Annotated in this window: 13 protein-coding genes and 1 tRNA gene; 7 read left to right on the top strand and 7 right to left on the bottom strand. The window is 67.9% G+C overall.

The annotated features are described in order from the left end of the window. Window positions 1–140 precede the first annotated feature (140 nt). Window positions 141–1,343 (bottom strand): PucR family transcriptional regulator, encoded by a 1,203-nt coding sequence (locus ACQCSZ_RS19395; RefSeq protein WP_427005297.1) that lies wholly within the window; start codon window positions 1,341–1,343, stop codon window positions 141–143. 97 nt (window positions 1,344–1,440) lie between these two features. Here ACQCSZ_RS19395 and ACQCSZ_RS19390 point away from each other — a divergent pair, with 97 nt between their 5' ends. Together ACQCSZ_RS19390 and ACQCSZ_RS19385 are read left to right on the top strand one after the other, a co-directional pair. Beyond that, window positions 1,441–2,523: a ferredoxin reductase gene (locus ACQCSZ_RS19390; RefSeq protein WP_427005296.1), complete on the top strand. Its 1,083-nt coding sequence runs from the start codon at window positions 1,441–1,443 to the stop codon at window positions 2,521–2,523. Between the two features lie 13 nt (window positions 2,524–2,536). Further along, window positions 2,537–3,757 carry a fatty acid desaturase family protein gene (locus ACQCSZ_RS19385; RefSeq protein WP_427005295.1) on the top strand — a complete coding sequence of 407 codons (1,221 nt, stop codon included), beginning with the start codon at window positions 2,537–2,539 and terminating at the stop codon, window positions 3,755–3,757. Window positions 3,758–3,939: 182 nt separating this feature from the next. Here the strand turns inward: ACQCSZ_RS19385 and radA are convergent, their stop codons facing one another. Together radA and ACQCSZ_RS19375 are read right to left on the bottom strand one after the other, a co-directional pair. Beyond that, entirely contained in the window at window positions 3,940–5,313 is a 1,374-nt protein-coding gene (radA, locus tag ACQCSZ_RS19380) for a DNA repair protein RadA (RefSeq protein ID WP_427005294.1), read from the bottom strand. 79 nt (window positions 5,314–5,392) lie between these two features. Next, window positions 5,393–6,520 carry an FUSC family protein gene (locus ACQCSZ_RS19375; RefSeq protein WP_427005293.1) on the bottom strand — a complete coding sequence of 376 codons (1,128 nt, stop codon included), beginning with the start codon at window positions 6,518–6,520 and terminating at the stop codon, window positions 5,393–5,395. Between the two features lie 312 nt (window positions 6,521–6,832). On the opposite strand from ACQCSZ_RS19375, the gene pstS reads away from it, so the two are divergent. From pstS to pstB, 4 genes are all read left to right on the top strand, one after another. After that, window positions 6,833–7,954, top strand: coding sequence for a phosphate ABC transporter substrate-binding protein PstS (pstS, locus tag ACQCSZ_RS19370; RefSeq protein WP_427005292.1), 1,122 nt, complete (start codon window positions 6,833–6,835; stop codon window positions 7,952–7,954). Window positions 7,955–8,154: 200 nt separating this feature from the next. Further along, on the top strand, window positions 8,155–9,087 hold the full coding sequence (pstC, locus tag ACQCSZ_RS19365; RefSeq protein ID WP_427005291.1) for a phosphate ABC transporter permease subunit PstC: 933 nt from the start codon (window positions 8,155–8,157) through the stop codon (window positions 9,085–9,087). Next, on the top strand, window positions 9,088–10,197 hold the full coding sequence (gene pstA, locus ACQCSZ_RS19360) for a phosphate ABC transporter permease PstA (RefSeq protein WP_427005290.1): 1,110 nt from the start codon (window positions 9,088–9,090) through the stop codon (window positions 10,195–10,197). It begins immediately after the preceding gene. 84 nt (window positions 10,198–10,281) lie between these two features. Then, a complete protein-coding gene (gene pstB / locus ACQCSZ_RS19355; RefSeq protein WP_427005289.1) occupies window positions 10,282–11,061 on the top strand; it encodes a phosphate ABC transporter ATP-binding protein PstB in 780 nt (259 codons plus the stop codon). Window positions 11,062–11,207: 146 nt separating this feature from the next. Here pstB and ACQCSZ_RS19350 read toward each other — a convergent pair whose 3' ends face one another. From ACQCSZ_RS19350 to ACQCSZ_RS19340, 3 genes are all read right to left on the bottom strand, one after another. Further along, window positions 11,208–12,224 carry an inorganic phosphate transporter gene (locus tag ACQCSZ_RS19350; protein ID WP_427005288.1) on the bottom strand — a complete coding sequence of 339 codons (1,017 nt, stop codon included), beginning with the start codon at window positions 12,222–12,224 and terminating at the stop codon, window positions 11,208–11,210. 1 nt (window position 12,225) lies between these two features. After that, the gene (locus tag ACQCSZ_RS19345) at window positions 12,226–12,843 is read right to left on the bottom strand and encodes a DUF47 domain-containing protein (RefSeq protein WP_427005287.1); all 618 of its coding nucleotides are present in this window, start codon (window positions 12,841–12,843) and stop codon (window positions 12,226–12,228) included. A gap of 338 nt (window positions 12,844–13,181) precedes the next feature. Next, window positions 13,182–13,838, bottom strand: coding sequence for a hypothetical protein (locus ACQCSZ_RS19340; RefSeq protein ID WP_427005286.1), 657 nt, complete (start codon window positions 13,836–13,838; stop codon window positions 13,182–13,184). A gap of 218 nt (window positions 13,839–14,056) precedes the next feature. Between ACQCSZ_RS19340 and ACQCSZ_RS19335 the strand changes: the two genes are divergently transcribed. Continuing rightward, window positions 14,057–14,129: transfer RNA gene (locus ACQCSZ_RS19335), tRNA-Lys, on the top strand. Window positions 14,130–14,467: 338 nt separating this feature from the next. Here the strand turns inward: ACQCSZ_RS19335 and ACQCSZ_RS19330 are convergent. Then, window positions 14,468–15,334 carry a hypothetical protein gene (locus ACQCSZ_RS19330; protein ID WP_427005285.1) on the bottom strand — a complete coding sequence of 289 codons (867 nt, stop codon included), beginning with the start codon at window positions 15,332–15,334 and terminating at the stop codon, window positions 14,468–14,470. Window positions 15,335–15,373 lie beyond the last annotated feature (39 nt).

Genomic DNA, 15,373 nt, shown 5'->3' with positions numbered 1-15,373 from the left:
CCTCCGGCCGGCCAGGCGCCGTCGGGGGCCCCGCGCCGTCGGGCCTAACGCCTGCCGTGCCTAACGCCTGCTGCGCCTAACGCCTGCTGCGCCTAACGCCTGCTGCGCCTAACGCCTGCTGCGCCTAACGCCTGCCGCGCCTAACGCCTGCCGGCGTGCAGCGCCAGTTCCAGCTCGAACCGCGCCTCCGGATCCTCCAGGGCGTCACCGAAAAGCTCACGCAGCTGCGCCGCCCGGTAGCCCACGGTCTGCGGGTGGATCCCCAGCTCGGCCGCGACCGGGCCGCGCTGGCCCCAATGCCGGAGCCAGGAGAGCAGGGTTTCCGCCAGCCGCTCCCGCTGGGCCGGGCGAAGGCCCTCCAGGGGCGCCAGGCGGCGGTTCGCGAGCTCGGCGATGGCGGAGGGCTCGGCGCCCAAAACCACCTCCGCCAGGTGCTCGTCGGCCCAGATGGGCGGGTCCTCCGGCCCGTCCCGGGGAGGCAGGACAGAAGCGGACAGCACGGCCAGCCGCAGGGAATCCGGGACCTTCTCCCAGCCGCCGGCCGGCCCGACGGACGCTCCGCGCCCCCGCAGGGCCCGTTCCAGGTCCGCGCGCGCGGCCTTGGACTTCCGCGCCGGAACCAGGGCGACGGCGTCGGTCTCGCGTTCCACGACAAGGGTGCCGGGTCCCAGCCGCACCCGCAACCCGGCCGAGCGCTCCACCGGAAGGGTCACCACCACCATCCTTGGCGGCAGGGACCAGTCGGCCATGGCTGCCGTCTGGCGCAGGGCGGCCTCATCGGCCTGGCCACGCAGCAGCAGATCGAGCAGCTCGGTGCGGCGCCGGTCCACCGCTCCGGCGCGCTCGGACTGCTCCACCGCGTAGGCTTCGGCGCTCACCGCCGAGAGTTCGTCGATGTACGCGAGAATCGATTCGCCCAGGTCCACGACCACGCTCTGGCCCAGCTGGCGTTCAACGGACATCCGGGACATCTCCCGGAACACCACCCGGGCGCCCATCCGGTACGCACTCAGCAGCGCGTCCATGCTCCGGCCCTGCCGGAACTCGCCGCTGCCGAGCCCGGCCACCAGTTGCCTGCTCTCCTCGGACAGGGCCGGAAGCCGGGTCCCGGGCAGCTGCAGGAAGCGGTCCAGTGCCGCGGCGACGCCCCGGCGCAGGCCGCGGCCGAACCGTCCCTCGATGGGCCTGGCATAAGCGGGAACGAGCTGCGGTACGGCGTCGATGATGGCCTCCACGATGCCGGGCATCATGGGTCGCAGCATGTCGCTGACCTCCCGCGGCAGCGCCAGCCAGGGCGGCTCATGCGCGGGGGCCGGGGCGTGGCTTTCGGCCGGAGCATTCATGGCGCACTCCTAAAGTTGTGTCCAGGAGATAGTTTCTGTGAAGCGATCGTATGCCTTGGGTGAAGAAGTATGCCCCATACTGACATATGCTTGAAGCATGATCCGGCTCCGTAAGCTGGCGCGCGCCGCATCGATACTGACCACCCCCCTGGCTCCAGAAGACATTCTGTCGCTGTTCAACCCTGTGTTTTCTGCCCGCCAGTTGCGCGGGGTAGTCACCCGGGTGGTCCCCGAGACGAGCGATTCCGCCACCATTTTCTTCCGCCCCGGCCGCGGCTGGCAAGCACACCGCGCCGGCCAGTGGGCCCGCATCGGCGTCGAGCTCGATGGCGTCCGGCACTGGCGCTCCTACTCGCTCAGCAACCGGGCGGGCCAGGAACCGGCCATCACCGTCACCGACAGGGGCGCCGTCTCCGGGACCCTTGTGCGCACCACCAAGCCCGGCGATGTCCTCTTCCTGGCGCCGCCGCAGGGCGACTTTGTCCTGCCGGAACACCCCCGCCCGCTGCTCATGCTGACCGCCGGCAGCGGCATCACCCCGGTGATGTCGATGATCCGCACGCTTGTGCCGCACCGCCCTGACGCCGACGTCGTGCTGATCCACTTCGCCCGCACCGCAGCGGATGCCATCTTCCGTGAGGAACTCGCCGAACTCGCGGACCAGTTCCCCAACTTCCGCGTCGTCCACTGGTTCACCGCCGAACGCGGCCGCATGAACTTCAGTTCCCCCGCCGAGCTGGAACGGCTCTGCCCGGACTGGCGCCAGCGCGCCGCCTACGCCTGCGGCCCCGAAGTCTTCCTCGACCACGCCGAGGCGCTGTGGGCAGCCGAAACCGCGGCCGGGGAATCCTCCCCGGGCGCGCACGCCGCCACGCTGAACATCGAACGCTTCAGTACCAGCCTTGCCGGCGGTGCCGGGCACGACGGCGGGCTGGTCACCTTTGAGGCCTCGGACCGTGAGGTCGAAGCGGACGGGGACACGCCCCTGCTCGACGTCGGCGAGGATGCCGGTGTGCTGATGCCCAGCGGCTGCCGCATGGGAATCTGCCACAGCTGCCTCATTCCGCTCCGGGCCGGCCAGGTCCGTGACCTGCGCACCGGCGAAGTGCATGGCGAGCCCGGCCAACTAATCCAGACGTGCGTTTCGGCAGCTGCCGGACCCGTTAGCCTCGACCTCTAAGGAGCACCACCGTATGACGATCGTTACCAACAAACCGGACGTTGCCGGGGAAGACGCCTCCCGGGACGCTGCCCCGAAAGACGGTGCCGCCCCCAAGAAGGCGCCCGCCGCCGTGAAGACGCGGCCCGGCGCCCTTGCCGAGTCCGGCAGCCCGACGCTGCGTCCGCCGTCCGCCGCCCACCTCTCCGACGAGCAGGTTGCCGAGCTGGGCCGTGAACTCGACGCCATCCGTGACGACATCCTGGCCAAGCGCGGAGCGTCCGACGCCGCCTACATCCGCCGCATGATCAAGATCCAGCGCGGACTCGAGATTTCCGGCCGCGCCGCGCTCCTGGTCAGCAAGAACAAGGCTGCCTGGGTCGCCGGCACCACGCTGCTGAGCTTCGCCAAGATCCTGGAAAACATGGAACTGGGCCACAACATCCTGCACGGCCAGTGGGACTGGATGCGCGACCCGGACATCCACTCCACCACGTGGGAATGGGACTTCGTCACCCCCGCGCGCGCCTGGCAGCACACCCACAACGATCTGCACCACCGCTGGACGAACGTCATCGGCAAGGACAACGACGTCGGATACAACCTGCTCCGCATGGACCCGGACCAGGAATGGAAGCCCTTCAACCTGGGCAACCCGCTCTACAACGCGCTGCTGGCCCCGGTCTTCGAGTGGGGGATCGCCATCTACGATCTCGAGCTGCAGGACTACAAGGAGGGCAAGAAGACCAAGGCCGCCCTGGTCAAGGACCTCAAGGCCCTGGGGCGCAAGGCCCTCACGCAGTTCACGAAGGACTACGCCGCCACCCCCGCCGTCGCCATGCTCACCGGCTCCGGCAAGCAGGCACTGTACGGCACCCTGACGGCCAATGCCGTCCGCAACCTCTGGGCCCACGCCGTGATCTTCTGCGGGCACTTCCCGGAGGGGACGGACACCTTCACCGAGGAAATGGTGGAAGGCGAGACCCGCGGCGACTGGTACGTGCGGCAGATGATCGGCTCCGCCAACATCTCCGGTTCAAAGTTCATGCACCTCATGACGGGCAACCTGTCGCACCAGATCGAGCACCACCTCTTCCCGGACATCCCGTCCAACCGCTACGCCGAGGTGGCGCCGAAGGTCCAGGAAATCTGCAAGCGCTACGGGCTGACGTACACCACGGGCCCCATCCTGAAGCAGGTCGGCTCCACGTGGGCGAAGGTCTTCAAGCTCGCACTGCCGCCCCGGAAGGCCTGAGCGGCCCGGTCCTGAGACGATGACGGGACATGTCCTCCCGTGGGTAGCGCGCAATGCGCAGCCCGCCACGGGACATGTCCCGCTCGGGGGCTGGTGCGTGGACATATTCCTGTTGTGCCCGGTCCCGGGCGCGAAGAATGGGTATGTCCTCCCGGAGCGGGAGACGGGCAGGCCGGGCCGAGTCAGCCGATCAACAGGCCCAGCGCCTCGGCCAGGTGTCCGACTTCCCGCACCGAGAACCCGGCGGGCACCGGGCCGGGGCCGTTGGGGCTGGCCGGCACCACGGCGTGCGTGAATCCGAGCCGGTGGGCTTCCTGGATGCGCTGGTTGATGCCGGGGACCGGGCGGACCTCCCCGGCGAGGCCCACCTCGCCGAATGCGATGAGCCGCTCCGGCAACGGTTTCCTGGCCTTGGCCGACGCCACGGCCAGCGCCACCGCGAGGTCCGTGGCCGGTTCGCTGAGCTTCACGCCGCCCACGGTGGCCACATAGGAGTCATCCTTGTTCAGCAGGCAGCCCGCGCGCTGCTGCAGCACGGCGAGCAGCATCGCCACCCGTGAGCTGTCCAGCCCGCTCGTGGCCCGGCGCGGCTGGGAACTGGAGCTTTCGGCGAGCAGCGACTGGACCTCTGCCAGCAGCGGCCGGCGCCCTTCCAGGGTCACCGTGATGCAGGTGCCGGAGACGGGCTCCTTGGTCCGTGAGACGAACAGGCCGCTGGGATCGGCCAGGCCGACGATGCCGTCCTCGTTCAGGTCGAAGCAGCCGACATCATCGGTGGGCCCGTAGCGGTTCTTGACCGCACGGAGGAGCCGCAGCCGGGAATGGCGCTCGCCCTCGAACTGGCACACCACGTCCACGAGATGCTCGAGCAGCCGGGGCCCGGCGATGGAGCCGTCCTTGGTCACGTGCCCCACGAGCAGCGTGGTCATGTTGCGGCGCTTGGCCGCGGCGATGAGGGAGGCGGCGACCTCCCGCACCTGCGAGACACCGCCGGCGCTGCCTTCGACGTCGGCGCTGCTCAGCGTCTGGACCGAGTCCACCACCAGCAGCCGTGGCTCAAGCTTCTCGACCTGCCCCAGGGCCTGGCCGAGGTCCGTTTCAGCGGAAAGATAGAGGGATTCGGCGACGGCGTCGATCCGGTCCGCGCGGAGCTTCACCTGCGCCGCGGATTCCTCCCCGGTGATGTAGAGGACGTCCTGGGCGGTGCGGGCGAACTTGGCCGCGACGTCGAGCAGCAGCGTGGACTTGCCCACGCCGGGTTCGCCGGCGAGCAGGATGACCGCGCCGGGGACCAGCCCGCCGCCGAGCACCCGGTCCAGCTCGTCCACGCCGGTGGGCAGGAACGCCGCGGTGGTGGCATCGATGTCGGCGATGCGGCGGGCCGGTTCCAGCACGGTGGCTGCCGCCGTCGTCCGGGCGACGGCGCCGCCGGTCTCCTCAATGCTGCCCCAGGCCTGGCACTCGCCGCAGCGGCCCACCCACTTGGCCGCGGTCCAGCCGCACTCGGCGCATTTGTAGCCCGGCGCCTTGGACGGGCGGGAAGTCTTGGTAGCCATTGCTCCACCCTAACCGGGGGCACCGACAACCACGGTCGGGGACGGCCTGCCCCGCCCGGCTCCGGGGGCCAAAACGGTCCTACAGCGGCGGCAGGATGTCCCGGGCTTCCCGGGCGTCCATCCCGGTGGCCTCCAGCAGGTCCACCATGAGCGGGCGGAAGAGCATGACCACGGTTTCGCCCTCGAGGCGCTGCACGTCCAGGAGCCGGGGATGCAGCCGGCCGGCGACCTCGCCCAGTTCCGCCTTCGCGGTCCGCAGGTGGGCGCGCCGGACGCCGTCGTGCACCTCCGCCAGGCCCAGGGCGAGTTCGTCGATGCCGGCGGCAGTGTCCTGCAGCACCTCGGCAATGTTTTCGGTCGCCTCGTCCGAGAGCGCGGCATGGTTGATGGCGCTGGTCAGCCGCCGGGCAAAGACGCGGCTGTTGCGCAGGGCAAGGTCGATGAAGTCCACCGATTGCGCCAGCTGGTCCAGCTCGTCGCGGTGGCGGCGGTAGGCGGGGGCCAGGGTGGCCACCTCCCCGGAGGTGCGCAGGGTCTGGCGCATGGCATCGACGAGGGGCTGGACGTTGCGTCCGCGGATCAGCGCGTGCCAGGCCTGGGTGGAATCGCTGTACCGCAGGGCGGAGGAGCATTCCCGCAGCACTTCGGCCAGCTCGTGCAGGAGTTTCCTCACGTCGTGGCGCGGTTCCCGGCGCGGATCCTTCGGAACGAGGAAGGTCACCAGCAGGGCGAAGATCCCGCCGACGACGGCGTCCAGGCTGCGGGTGAACGGGCCCCCGGCCGGCGCGGGCAGGAGCACCACCAGGAGGGACTGCAGCCCGAGCTGGGTCGTGAAGATCACGCCGCGGTCCAGGAAGCGGGCCAGCATGATAGAGAAGAAGAGGACGACGGCGGCCTGCCAGATCCCCGCTCCCAGCCAGTGCAGCAGCAGATCACCCACCACAATGCCCAGGGTGCAGCCCAGCCCCACCTCCACCACCCGCCGCAGCCTGGGTTCGCGGGAGAAGCCGAGGGCTATCAGGGAGGAGGTGGCGGCGAAGAGCGGTCCGGTGTGGCCCAGGACGTATTCGGCGAAGGCGTACGCGCCGACGGCGCAGACGGTCATCTGGGCCGCCGGCAGCAGCGAGTTGCGGCTCCTGGCAATGCCGGTGCGGACCCGGCCGCGCAGGAATCGTGCGCTTGCGGAAAGTCCAGTAGCGGAGGCCATGCGCACCAGTCTATTTGCTGGCCACCGCCACCGGCACCGACACTGGCACCTGCGCCGACACTGGCACCTGCGCCGCTCGCCCGCCGCGGCCACCTGCGCCCGCCACTACGACTGTGACCCACATAACGCAATGGGGACCCGGCGGTTGTAACCCATTGTCCGGGCGTCGTTTACCTTCCGTTCACCTTGGGCGGCAACTCTCTTCACTTGGGGCACCTAGCTTCGATAAAAGGTACAAAAAGTACTCACAGTCTTTGTCCGGGCGTCTCCGGTCCGGCACGCATCAGAAAATCCCTGGAAGGGGTACATCTAGTGAAGGCACTTCGCATCGGCCGCCACGCGGCTGTCGCTGTTATCGCAGCTGGCGCACTCGCGCTCACCGCTTGTGGTTCAGACAACGCCACGAACACCCCGCAGTCGGCTACGCCGTCGGCGGCTGCTGTCAAGGTCACCGGCACCCTGACGGGCATCGGATCCTCCGCCCAGGGCGCAGCCATGGACGTGTGGAAGACCAACTTTGCCTCGGCAAACCAGGGCGCCACCGTGCAGTACTCCCCGGACGGCTCCGGCGCCGGACGCAAGGCCATCCTGGACGGCTCCGCCCAGTTCGCAGGCTCCGATGCCTACCTGAAGGACGAGGAGCTGGCCAGCTCCAAGGACAAGTGCGGCCCCGACGGCGCCCTGAACATCCCGGTCTACATCTCCCCGATCGCCGTGGCCTTCAACCTCCCGGACGTCAAGGAGCTCAAGCTCGACGCCGCCACGGTCGCCAAGATCTTCCGCGGCCAGATCGCCATGTGGAACGACCCGGCCATCGCCGCCCTGAACCCGGACGCCAAGCTCCCGGACCTCAAGGTCACCCCGGTCCACCGCTCTGACGACTCCGGCACGACGTCCAACTTCACCGACTACCTCGCCGCCGCCGCACCCGAGGCCTGGACCGACAAGGCCGGCGGCATCTGGCCCGAAGCCCTCGGCGGCGAGAACGCCAAGGGAACCTCCGGCGTCGTCAAGACCGTCACCGACACCCCGGGTGCTATCACCTACGCCGATGACTCCGCCGTGAGCGGCAAGCTCGGCACCGCCCAGATCAAGGTCGGTTCTTCCTTCACCAAGATCTCCGCAGACGCCGCCGCCAAGGCAGTCGACGCCGGCAAGCCGGTTGAAGGCCGCAACGCCAGCGACCTGTCCATCAAGCTGGACCGTACCACCACCATCGAGGGTGCCTACCCGATCGTCCTCGTCTCCTTCCACGTCGTCTGCACCACCTACGACAAGAAGGAAACCGTTGACCTGGTCAAGGCCTTCGAAACCTACGTAGTCTCCGACGCCGGCCAGAAGGCTGCCGCCGACGCCGCCAAGTCCGCACCGCTGTCCAAGACCCTGCAGGACAAGGCACTCAAGTCCCTCGAATCCATCAAGGCCAAGGCCTAGACCTAGGGATACGACGCACTCCAAGGCATAGTGGAAACACCAGCCTGACTCAGGTTCCCTGTCCGGGCGGGGCGGTCACAGACCGTCCGCCGGGGCAGGGAACCTGAGTGTTTGTCCCCATCTTCAAATTTTCCACCGCTGCCGACGCCTGAGAGATCCGGGACCGGCAGTCGCTTCTGATCGAACCCTAAGGATCGCTTGTGACCACCAACTCCCTGACAAAACCCCCGGGCGCAGGACGCGCCGGGGACAAAGTCTTTTCCGGAGCCACCTTGGCCGCAGGGTGCCTGATCCTTGCCGTGCTCTTCGGCGTGGCAATCTTCCTGGTGATCCAGTCGATCCCCGCGCTGGTGGCGTCGCCGGACAAGATCCAGGGCGGGGAAGGCTTCTTCGCCTACATCTGGCCGATCGTCATCGGCACGCTCATCGCGGCAGTCATCGCCCTCGTGATCGCCACGCCCGTCGCAATCGGCGTCGCCCTGTTCATCTCCCACTATGCGCCCCGCCAGCTCGCAAACGGCCTCGGCTACGTGATCGACCTGCTGGCCGCCATCCCCTCCGTGGTCTACGGTGCCTGGGGTGCGGCATTCCTGGCCAAGGAAATCTCACCGGCCTACAACTGGCTGGCCGCCAACATGGGCTGGCTGCCCATTTTCGAGGGCCCCGCCTCGGCCACCGGCAAGACCATCCTCACCGCGGGCATCGTGCTCGCCGTCATGGTCCTGCCCATCATCACCTCCCTGACCCGCGAAATCTTCCTGCAGACCCCCAAGCTGCATGAGGAGGCCGCGCTGGCGCTCGGAGCCACCCGCTGGGAAATGATCAAGATGGCCGTGCTGCCCTTCGGCCGGCCGGGCATCATCAGTGCCGTCATGCTGGGCCTGGGCCGCGCCCTGGGCGAAACCATGGCCGTCGCGCTCGTGCTGTCCTCCGGGGCCCTCACCGCCAGCCTGATCACCTCCGGCAACCAGACCATCGCCGCAGAAATCGCCCTGAACTTCCCCGAGGCCAGCGGGCTGAAGGTCAGTACGCTGATCGCGGCAGGCCTGGTCCTGTTCGTGATCACGCTGGGCGTCAACATGATCGCCCGCTGGATCATCAGCCGGCACAAAGAATTCTCGGGAGCCAACTAGATGACCTCCACCCTCACCCCGGTCCGCAAACGCTCAGCCCTGACCAAGGGCCAGCTGCCCAAGTTTGCCCCGTATCTCGTCCTGGCCCTGGCACTGATCCTAGCGGCCGCCATCATGGCACTGATCGGCTTCAACGCCCTCGGCTGGGGAATCATCTCGGCCATCCTGTTCGCCGCAGGCCTCGTCGGCTGGAGCGCCGCCGTCGAGGGCTCCCGCAGGGCCAACGACAAGCTGGCCACGTGCCTCGTCGTCGGGTCCTTTCTCATTGCACTGCTCCCGCTGATCTCCGTGATCTGGACCGTGCTGGTCAACGGGCTTCCGGGCCTGCTGGATCCGGGCTTCCTCACCACCTCCATGAACGGCGTGACGGGCTCCTTCGACAACAAGAGCGTCGAGGAAGGCGCCCCCGTCCTCGGCGGCATCTACCATGCGCTCATCGGCACCATCCAGATCACGCTGCTCGCCACCGTCATCTCAGTTCCGGTGGGCCTCCTGACCGCCGTCTACCTCGTCGAGTACGGCGAGGACCGCGCGCTGGCCCGCGCCATCACCTTCTTCGTGGACGTCATGACGGGCATCCCCTCGATCGTGGCCGGCCTGTTCGCCGCGGCCTTCTTCTTCGCCGTCGTGGGGCCTGGGACCAAGACCGGTGCCGTCGCCGCCGTCGCGCTGTCCGTGCTGATGATCCCGGTGGTGGTCCGCTCCAGCGAGGAAATGCTCAAGATCGTCCCCAACGAACTCCGCGAAGCCGCCTACGCCCTGGGCGTCCGCAAGTGGCGGACCATCCTGAAGGTGGTCATCCCGACGGCGATCTCCGGCATCGCGTCCGGCGTCACCCTCGCGATCGCCCGCGTGATCGGCGAGACCGCCCCGATCCTGGTCACCGCCGGCTTCGCGACCACGATCAACAACAACGTGTTCGGCGGCTGGATGGCCTCGCTGCCCACGTTCATTTACACCCAGATCCTCAACCCCACGTCGCCGTCGAACCCGGACCCGTCATCGCAGCGGGCCTGGGGCGCGGCGCTGGTCCTCATCATCCTGGTGATGCTGCTGAACTTCGGTGCGCGCCTGATCGCCAGGATGTTCGCCCCCAAGTCCGGGCGCTAGCCGCGGACTACGGCGCCGATACCCACTCCGGGCACCAGCCGCAGCTAAACTTCAATCCGTACCTCCAGCAAGTGAAGGAAAATCATGTCTAAGCGCATCGACGTCAAAGACCTGAACGTCTACTACAGCAAATTCCTGGCCGTCGAAGACGTCAACATTAACATCGAGGCCAAGTCAGTCACCGCCTTCATCGGTCCCTCCGGCTGCGGCAAGTCCACTTTCCTGCGCACCCTGAACCGCATGCACGAGGTCATTCCCGGCGCCCGCGTCGAAGGGGAGGTCCTCCTGGACGGGGACAACCTCTACGGCCCCGGCGTGGACCCGGTGACGGTGCGGTCGCAGATCGGCATGGTGTTCCAGCGCCCCAACCCGTTCCCCACCATGTCCATCCGGGACAACGTGCTGGCGGGCGTGAAACTGAACAACCAGAAGATGTCCAAGGGCGAGGCGGACGCCCTCGTGGAGCGCTCGCTGCAGGGCGCGAACCTGTGGAACGAGGTCAAGGACAGGCTCGGCAAGCCCGGCTCCGGTCTCTCCGGCGGGCAGCAGCAGCGGCTCTGCATCGCCCGCGCCATTGCCGTGGAACCGCAGGTGATCCTGATGGACGAGCCCTGCTCCGCCCTGGACCCGATCTCCACGCTCGCCATCGAGGACCTCATCAACGAGCTCAAGGACCAGTACACCGTGGTGATCGTGACCCACAACATGCAGCAGGCCGCCCGTGTTTCGGACCGGACGGCCTTCTTCAACATCGCCGGCACCGGCAAGCCCGGCAAGCTGATCGAATACGGCGACACGCACACGATCTTCAGCAACCCGACCCAGAAGGCCACCGAGGACTACGTCTCCGGCCGCTTCGGATAGTCCCCACCCGCTCCCCAGGCTCGCCAGTCCCCACCGGCTCCCAGCCTTCGCAAGCTCAGGCCGGGACCCTCGCCGGTGTGGGCCCACGCCCGGGGACCCCTGCGGGCGTGGGCCCACCCACTCTCCTTCTTGCAGCCGATGAGCCTCTACAGCCTCGCGAGGGGCGAGAGCGCGAGTCCCAGGATGAACGCGACGCCGACGGTGACCAGCGGGGTCAGCACCCAGAACAGCAGGATGCGGAGCACCAGCCGGCGGTTGGTGGCGGGAAAGCCCTGGTTGGCGCCTGCCCCGAGGGCCGCGGCTGTCACCGTGTGGGTGGTGGAAACGGGCCAGTGCAGGCCGATGGCCCCCACGAGCAGGATCAGCGAGCAGTACAGCTGGGCCACGAACCCGCGCAGGGGATCGATCCGGGTCAGCCGGTAGCCGATGGTGTAGGAAATCCGCCAGCCGCCGGCCAGCGTTCCTGCCGTCAGCATGGCCGCGGTGAGCAGCGCCACCCAGAGGGGCGGGGCGGCGCCGTCGGAGAGGCCGGAGGCCAGCAGTGCGAGGATCACGACGGCGCTCGTGCGCTGGCCGTCCTGCAGCCCGTGGCCGAAGGCGACAGCTCCGGCCACGATGGCCTGGGCCCGCCGGGACCGGCTGTTCACCACGTTCGGCGCGGTGTACCGCGCCGCCCACGCGGCGGGCCAGACCAGCACGAAGGCGCCCAGGAAGGCGATCGCCGGCGACAGCAGCAGCGGCAGCACCACCTGGATCAGCAGCGAGTTGTCCACGCCGGTCACGGCCTGCCCGCCCACGGCGATGCTCGCGACGCTGGCACCCGCCAGGCCGCCGACCAGCGCATGGGTGGAGGAGGACGGGATGCCCCGCCACCAGAGGTAGATTCCCCAGATCACGGCGCTGAGGAGCCCGGCCAGGAGGATGACCAGGCCGTTGTTGCCGGGCGGAAGCGCCACCCAGGTCCTGCTGACCTGCAGCGCGAGCGTGGCACTGAGCCCGGCGCCGATGAAGTTGAATATCCCGGCCAGCAGCACCGCCACGGTGGGGGTGAGGGCCCGCGTCCGCACCGCCAGCGCCACCGAGGCGGAGGCATCCCGGAAGCCGTTGAGGAAGGCAAACGCCCCGGCGAAGACCACCACCAGGGCGAAGAAGAAGAGGGTCACGTCAGGATTCCTTGACGATGATGCTGCCCACCTGGGTTGCGATCCGCCGCATGTCCCTCGTGACTTCCACCAGCTGGTTGGCGATGTCGCGGTTGCGGGTGTAAGCGGCCCACTTCATGTCGGCGACCATGTCCGCCGTCCAGACCCGGTGGGTGCGCTCGGCGCGTTTGGACAGGCGGAGGATCTCGATCCAGTAGTCCTCCAGGTCATCCAGGTTGTTCAGCTGCCGCATGGCCTCGACGGTGAGTTCGGCCTGCCGGCTGATGATTTCCAGCTGGTCCGTGGCCCGCTTGGGCAGCCGTTGCAGCTTGTAGAGGGACACGAGCTCGGCGGCGGCGTCGAGCTTCTCCATGGCCTCATTGAGGTACCGGGACAGGGCGTACATATCCTCGCGGGGCAACACGTTCACGAAGCTGGTCCTCATGTGCGTCAGCAGTGCAAAGTGCAGCTCGGCGGATTTGGCCTCGTGGTTGTGCATGTCCTCCACGAGGCGGCCGTGCTCGACGACGGGCACGCCCAGGATCTCCGCGAGCGTGCCGGTGGCGAGCACGATCTGGCGGGCCATCAGGGAGAGCAGGTTCAGCCCGGCGGGCTCCTGGGGGAAGAGGCGCAGCTTCACGTGGGGATACCGGCCTTCTTCGGGAGGGGGGTGCCCGGGTACGGTCGCCCCGCTCTGTGACGTGACGATGACCCGCGCATGAGCTTTACTTTACCGTCCGTGTCCCAAGGGCCGGCACCGCCGGGACGGCACGTCGGGAAGGGGACACCGCGGTGCGCGGCGGCGGCGGATGAAGGGGGCATGAAAATGGTGCCGAACCGGATACGCCTCTCGGCGGTAGGCCGCTCTAGGCGGCTATTTGTTGAAGCCCGGGGGTTTCGCGGTTCGGCACCGCTTTTAGTTTTCTACGTCGCCTGCGCCAAGTCAACATTGACAGCCCGGCGCGGGCGTGGGCGGGTTCAGTCCAGTTCGCCCAGCCGCCATGCATTGGCGGCGTGCTCCAGGTCCTCGGCGGTCTTGACCAGCAGGTGCGAATTGCGGGTCAGCTTGCTCGCGTGGTTCGCGTTGCTGTGCTCCGCGCCGTCGGCGAGGGTGGCCTGGCCGAGCGCCACCACGCGGCAGAACGCGGCGGAACGCTCCAGCGCGACGTCGAAGTCGCCGTCGAACGCCCCGGAAAGAATGGCGTCCGCCATGAGCTTCATTTCGTCCGCTCCCGGCGGCTCTGCGGCGCCGGCGACCACATGGGAGACCTGGGCGGTATCCTTGCCGGCCCTGAAGTAGACGGAAATCCGTTCGGGGTCCTGGATGGTGGCGGCCCGCAGGGCGTACAGCCGCCACAGGGCGCCGGGGAGTGACCGTGCGGGGCTCTCGGCCCACATTTCGGCGATGGCTTCCAGGCCCTGCTCATCGGCGAGCTTCACCAGCCGCCGGGTGACCGTAGGATCGTCGCTGTCCCGGCCGCGGCGCACGAGGGCCTGCGCCGCCAGATGGGCGGCCTCCGAAATCCGGGCAGGATCGGCCCCGCCGGCGAACGGTTCAAAGTCCATGGGTGCGAAGGGCTTCGGCTTGTGGGGCCGGTGCGGTCCGGAGGCGCTGGATCCTGCTTGCTCGCTCATGCCACCACGCTACTCCTGTGCTGTCCGGTAATCGAGCATGCCCGGCGCCCCGCCCGGAGGGCCGCCCGTCCGGAGAGCCGGTGAAATACGACGGCGGCGTCCGCGCCGCGGTGCGAAAGCCTGCTCCGGTCTGGGGTACAGTATTAACGTCCAGAAATGGACGGGGCTGATCCCCTCCGGAAGGGCGGATTTATCCGCATTTTCGGGGCATTCAGCCGGGGCCTTTAGCTCAGTTGGTAGAGCATCGGACTTTTAATCCGTGGGTCGTGGGTTCGATCCCCACAGGGCCCACCCGCGGCGCAGGTCAGAGGCATATTGCCTCTGACCTGCTTCTGTTTAAGGCCCCAACGCAACGGAAGCCCAACGAAGGCCACGTACCAGCGTCAAGCCGGCGCTGCCGGACCGCCCGGCGATAATGGCCGCCCGGACGGGCAGGGACCTGAACCACCCCCACTTCATATCGTCTAGTCGCGGAACGCCCGGACTCGCGAAATAGTTCTGTGTGGTTTCGGAGGCCGCGTTGTGACACTCTCGCCAAAGTGTTCTGTTCCGTTTCGGATTCCCATGTGTGACACTTTCCAAAGTGTTCCGTTGGGTTTTCCGCATGACGTTGCGACACTTTCCAGCAATCAGGAATGGTCAGTGGCCCGCGCCGTCTGGCCATAGACGTCGGGGCTCACCTTGTAGCCGTGGCGGTCCTGCGCCTTCGCCCGTTCGTTGACATCTGCCAGTTCCGTCTGATCCAGCTTCGTCGTCTTGACGAGCTTCAGGAATTCCTGGCTGTCCCCGCTGGAGGCCGTGACTTTGAAGCTCCCCAGGCCGGCGCGGTAGTACTTCTGCTGGTGTCCGGCGGCAGCGCCGTCGAGCGGGTTGAACTCGTCGATCTTCAGCTCCGATCCCTCCCGGCTGACTATCTGCCCGCAGTCCAGGAAGTCAATCGCCGGGGCCGAGGCCTGGGTGTACGGCGCCGATCCTTCCTTCGGGTGGGCCTGCATGGCTATGCCCGCATGGGCGTCGTCTATCCCGGTGATGAAGGTGTTGGGTGCTCCGGAAAACTTGCCCGCCTCAAACTCCTCGGGGTACTCACCCAGCAACCAGACGTCCCCCTTCTTGGACTGCGCGAAGAACGCGAGCTCCGATTCTCCGAGGGTTCCGTCGGTGTAGTCCCGGTCCCACAGGACAACGGTCCGCACGCCGTCGATCACCTTGGTCAGACCCGTGACGATCGACACCACGCGGTGTTGATGGACCTCCGGAGTGCCGGAGGTGAGGTCCGTGACGGTGCCGTTGAATTCTGACCGCCTTCCGGGTTCCAGCGGGAGCCACTTGTTGTCCACCTCCGGATGGGCCGCAAAGTCTCCAGCACTGAAGTCGGGGAGGGACCCCGGGCCGCAATCGGCTGCGCCTCCGGTGCCGGCCTCGGCGGAATTGACCGTCAGAAACGACATCGGCAGCGCGATGAGGCAGCTCAATACAGCAACAGGCTTACGAACCATCGGACTGTCCTTTCTTGGTTGGGTGGCTGTCGTCTGGTC

Source organism: Pseudarthrobacter sp. H2, assembly GCF_050157045.1.
In the GTDB taxonomy this organism is placed as follows: Bacteria; Actinomycetota; Actinomycetes; order Actinomycetales; family Micrococcaceae; genus Arthrobacter.
This window is presented reverse-complemented; position numbering and strand designations above follow the sequence as displayed.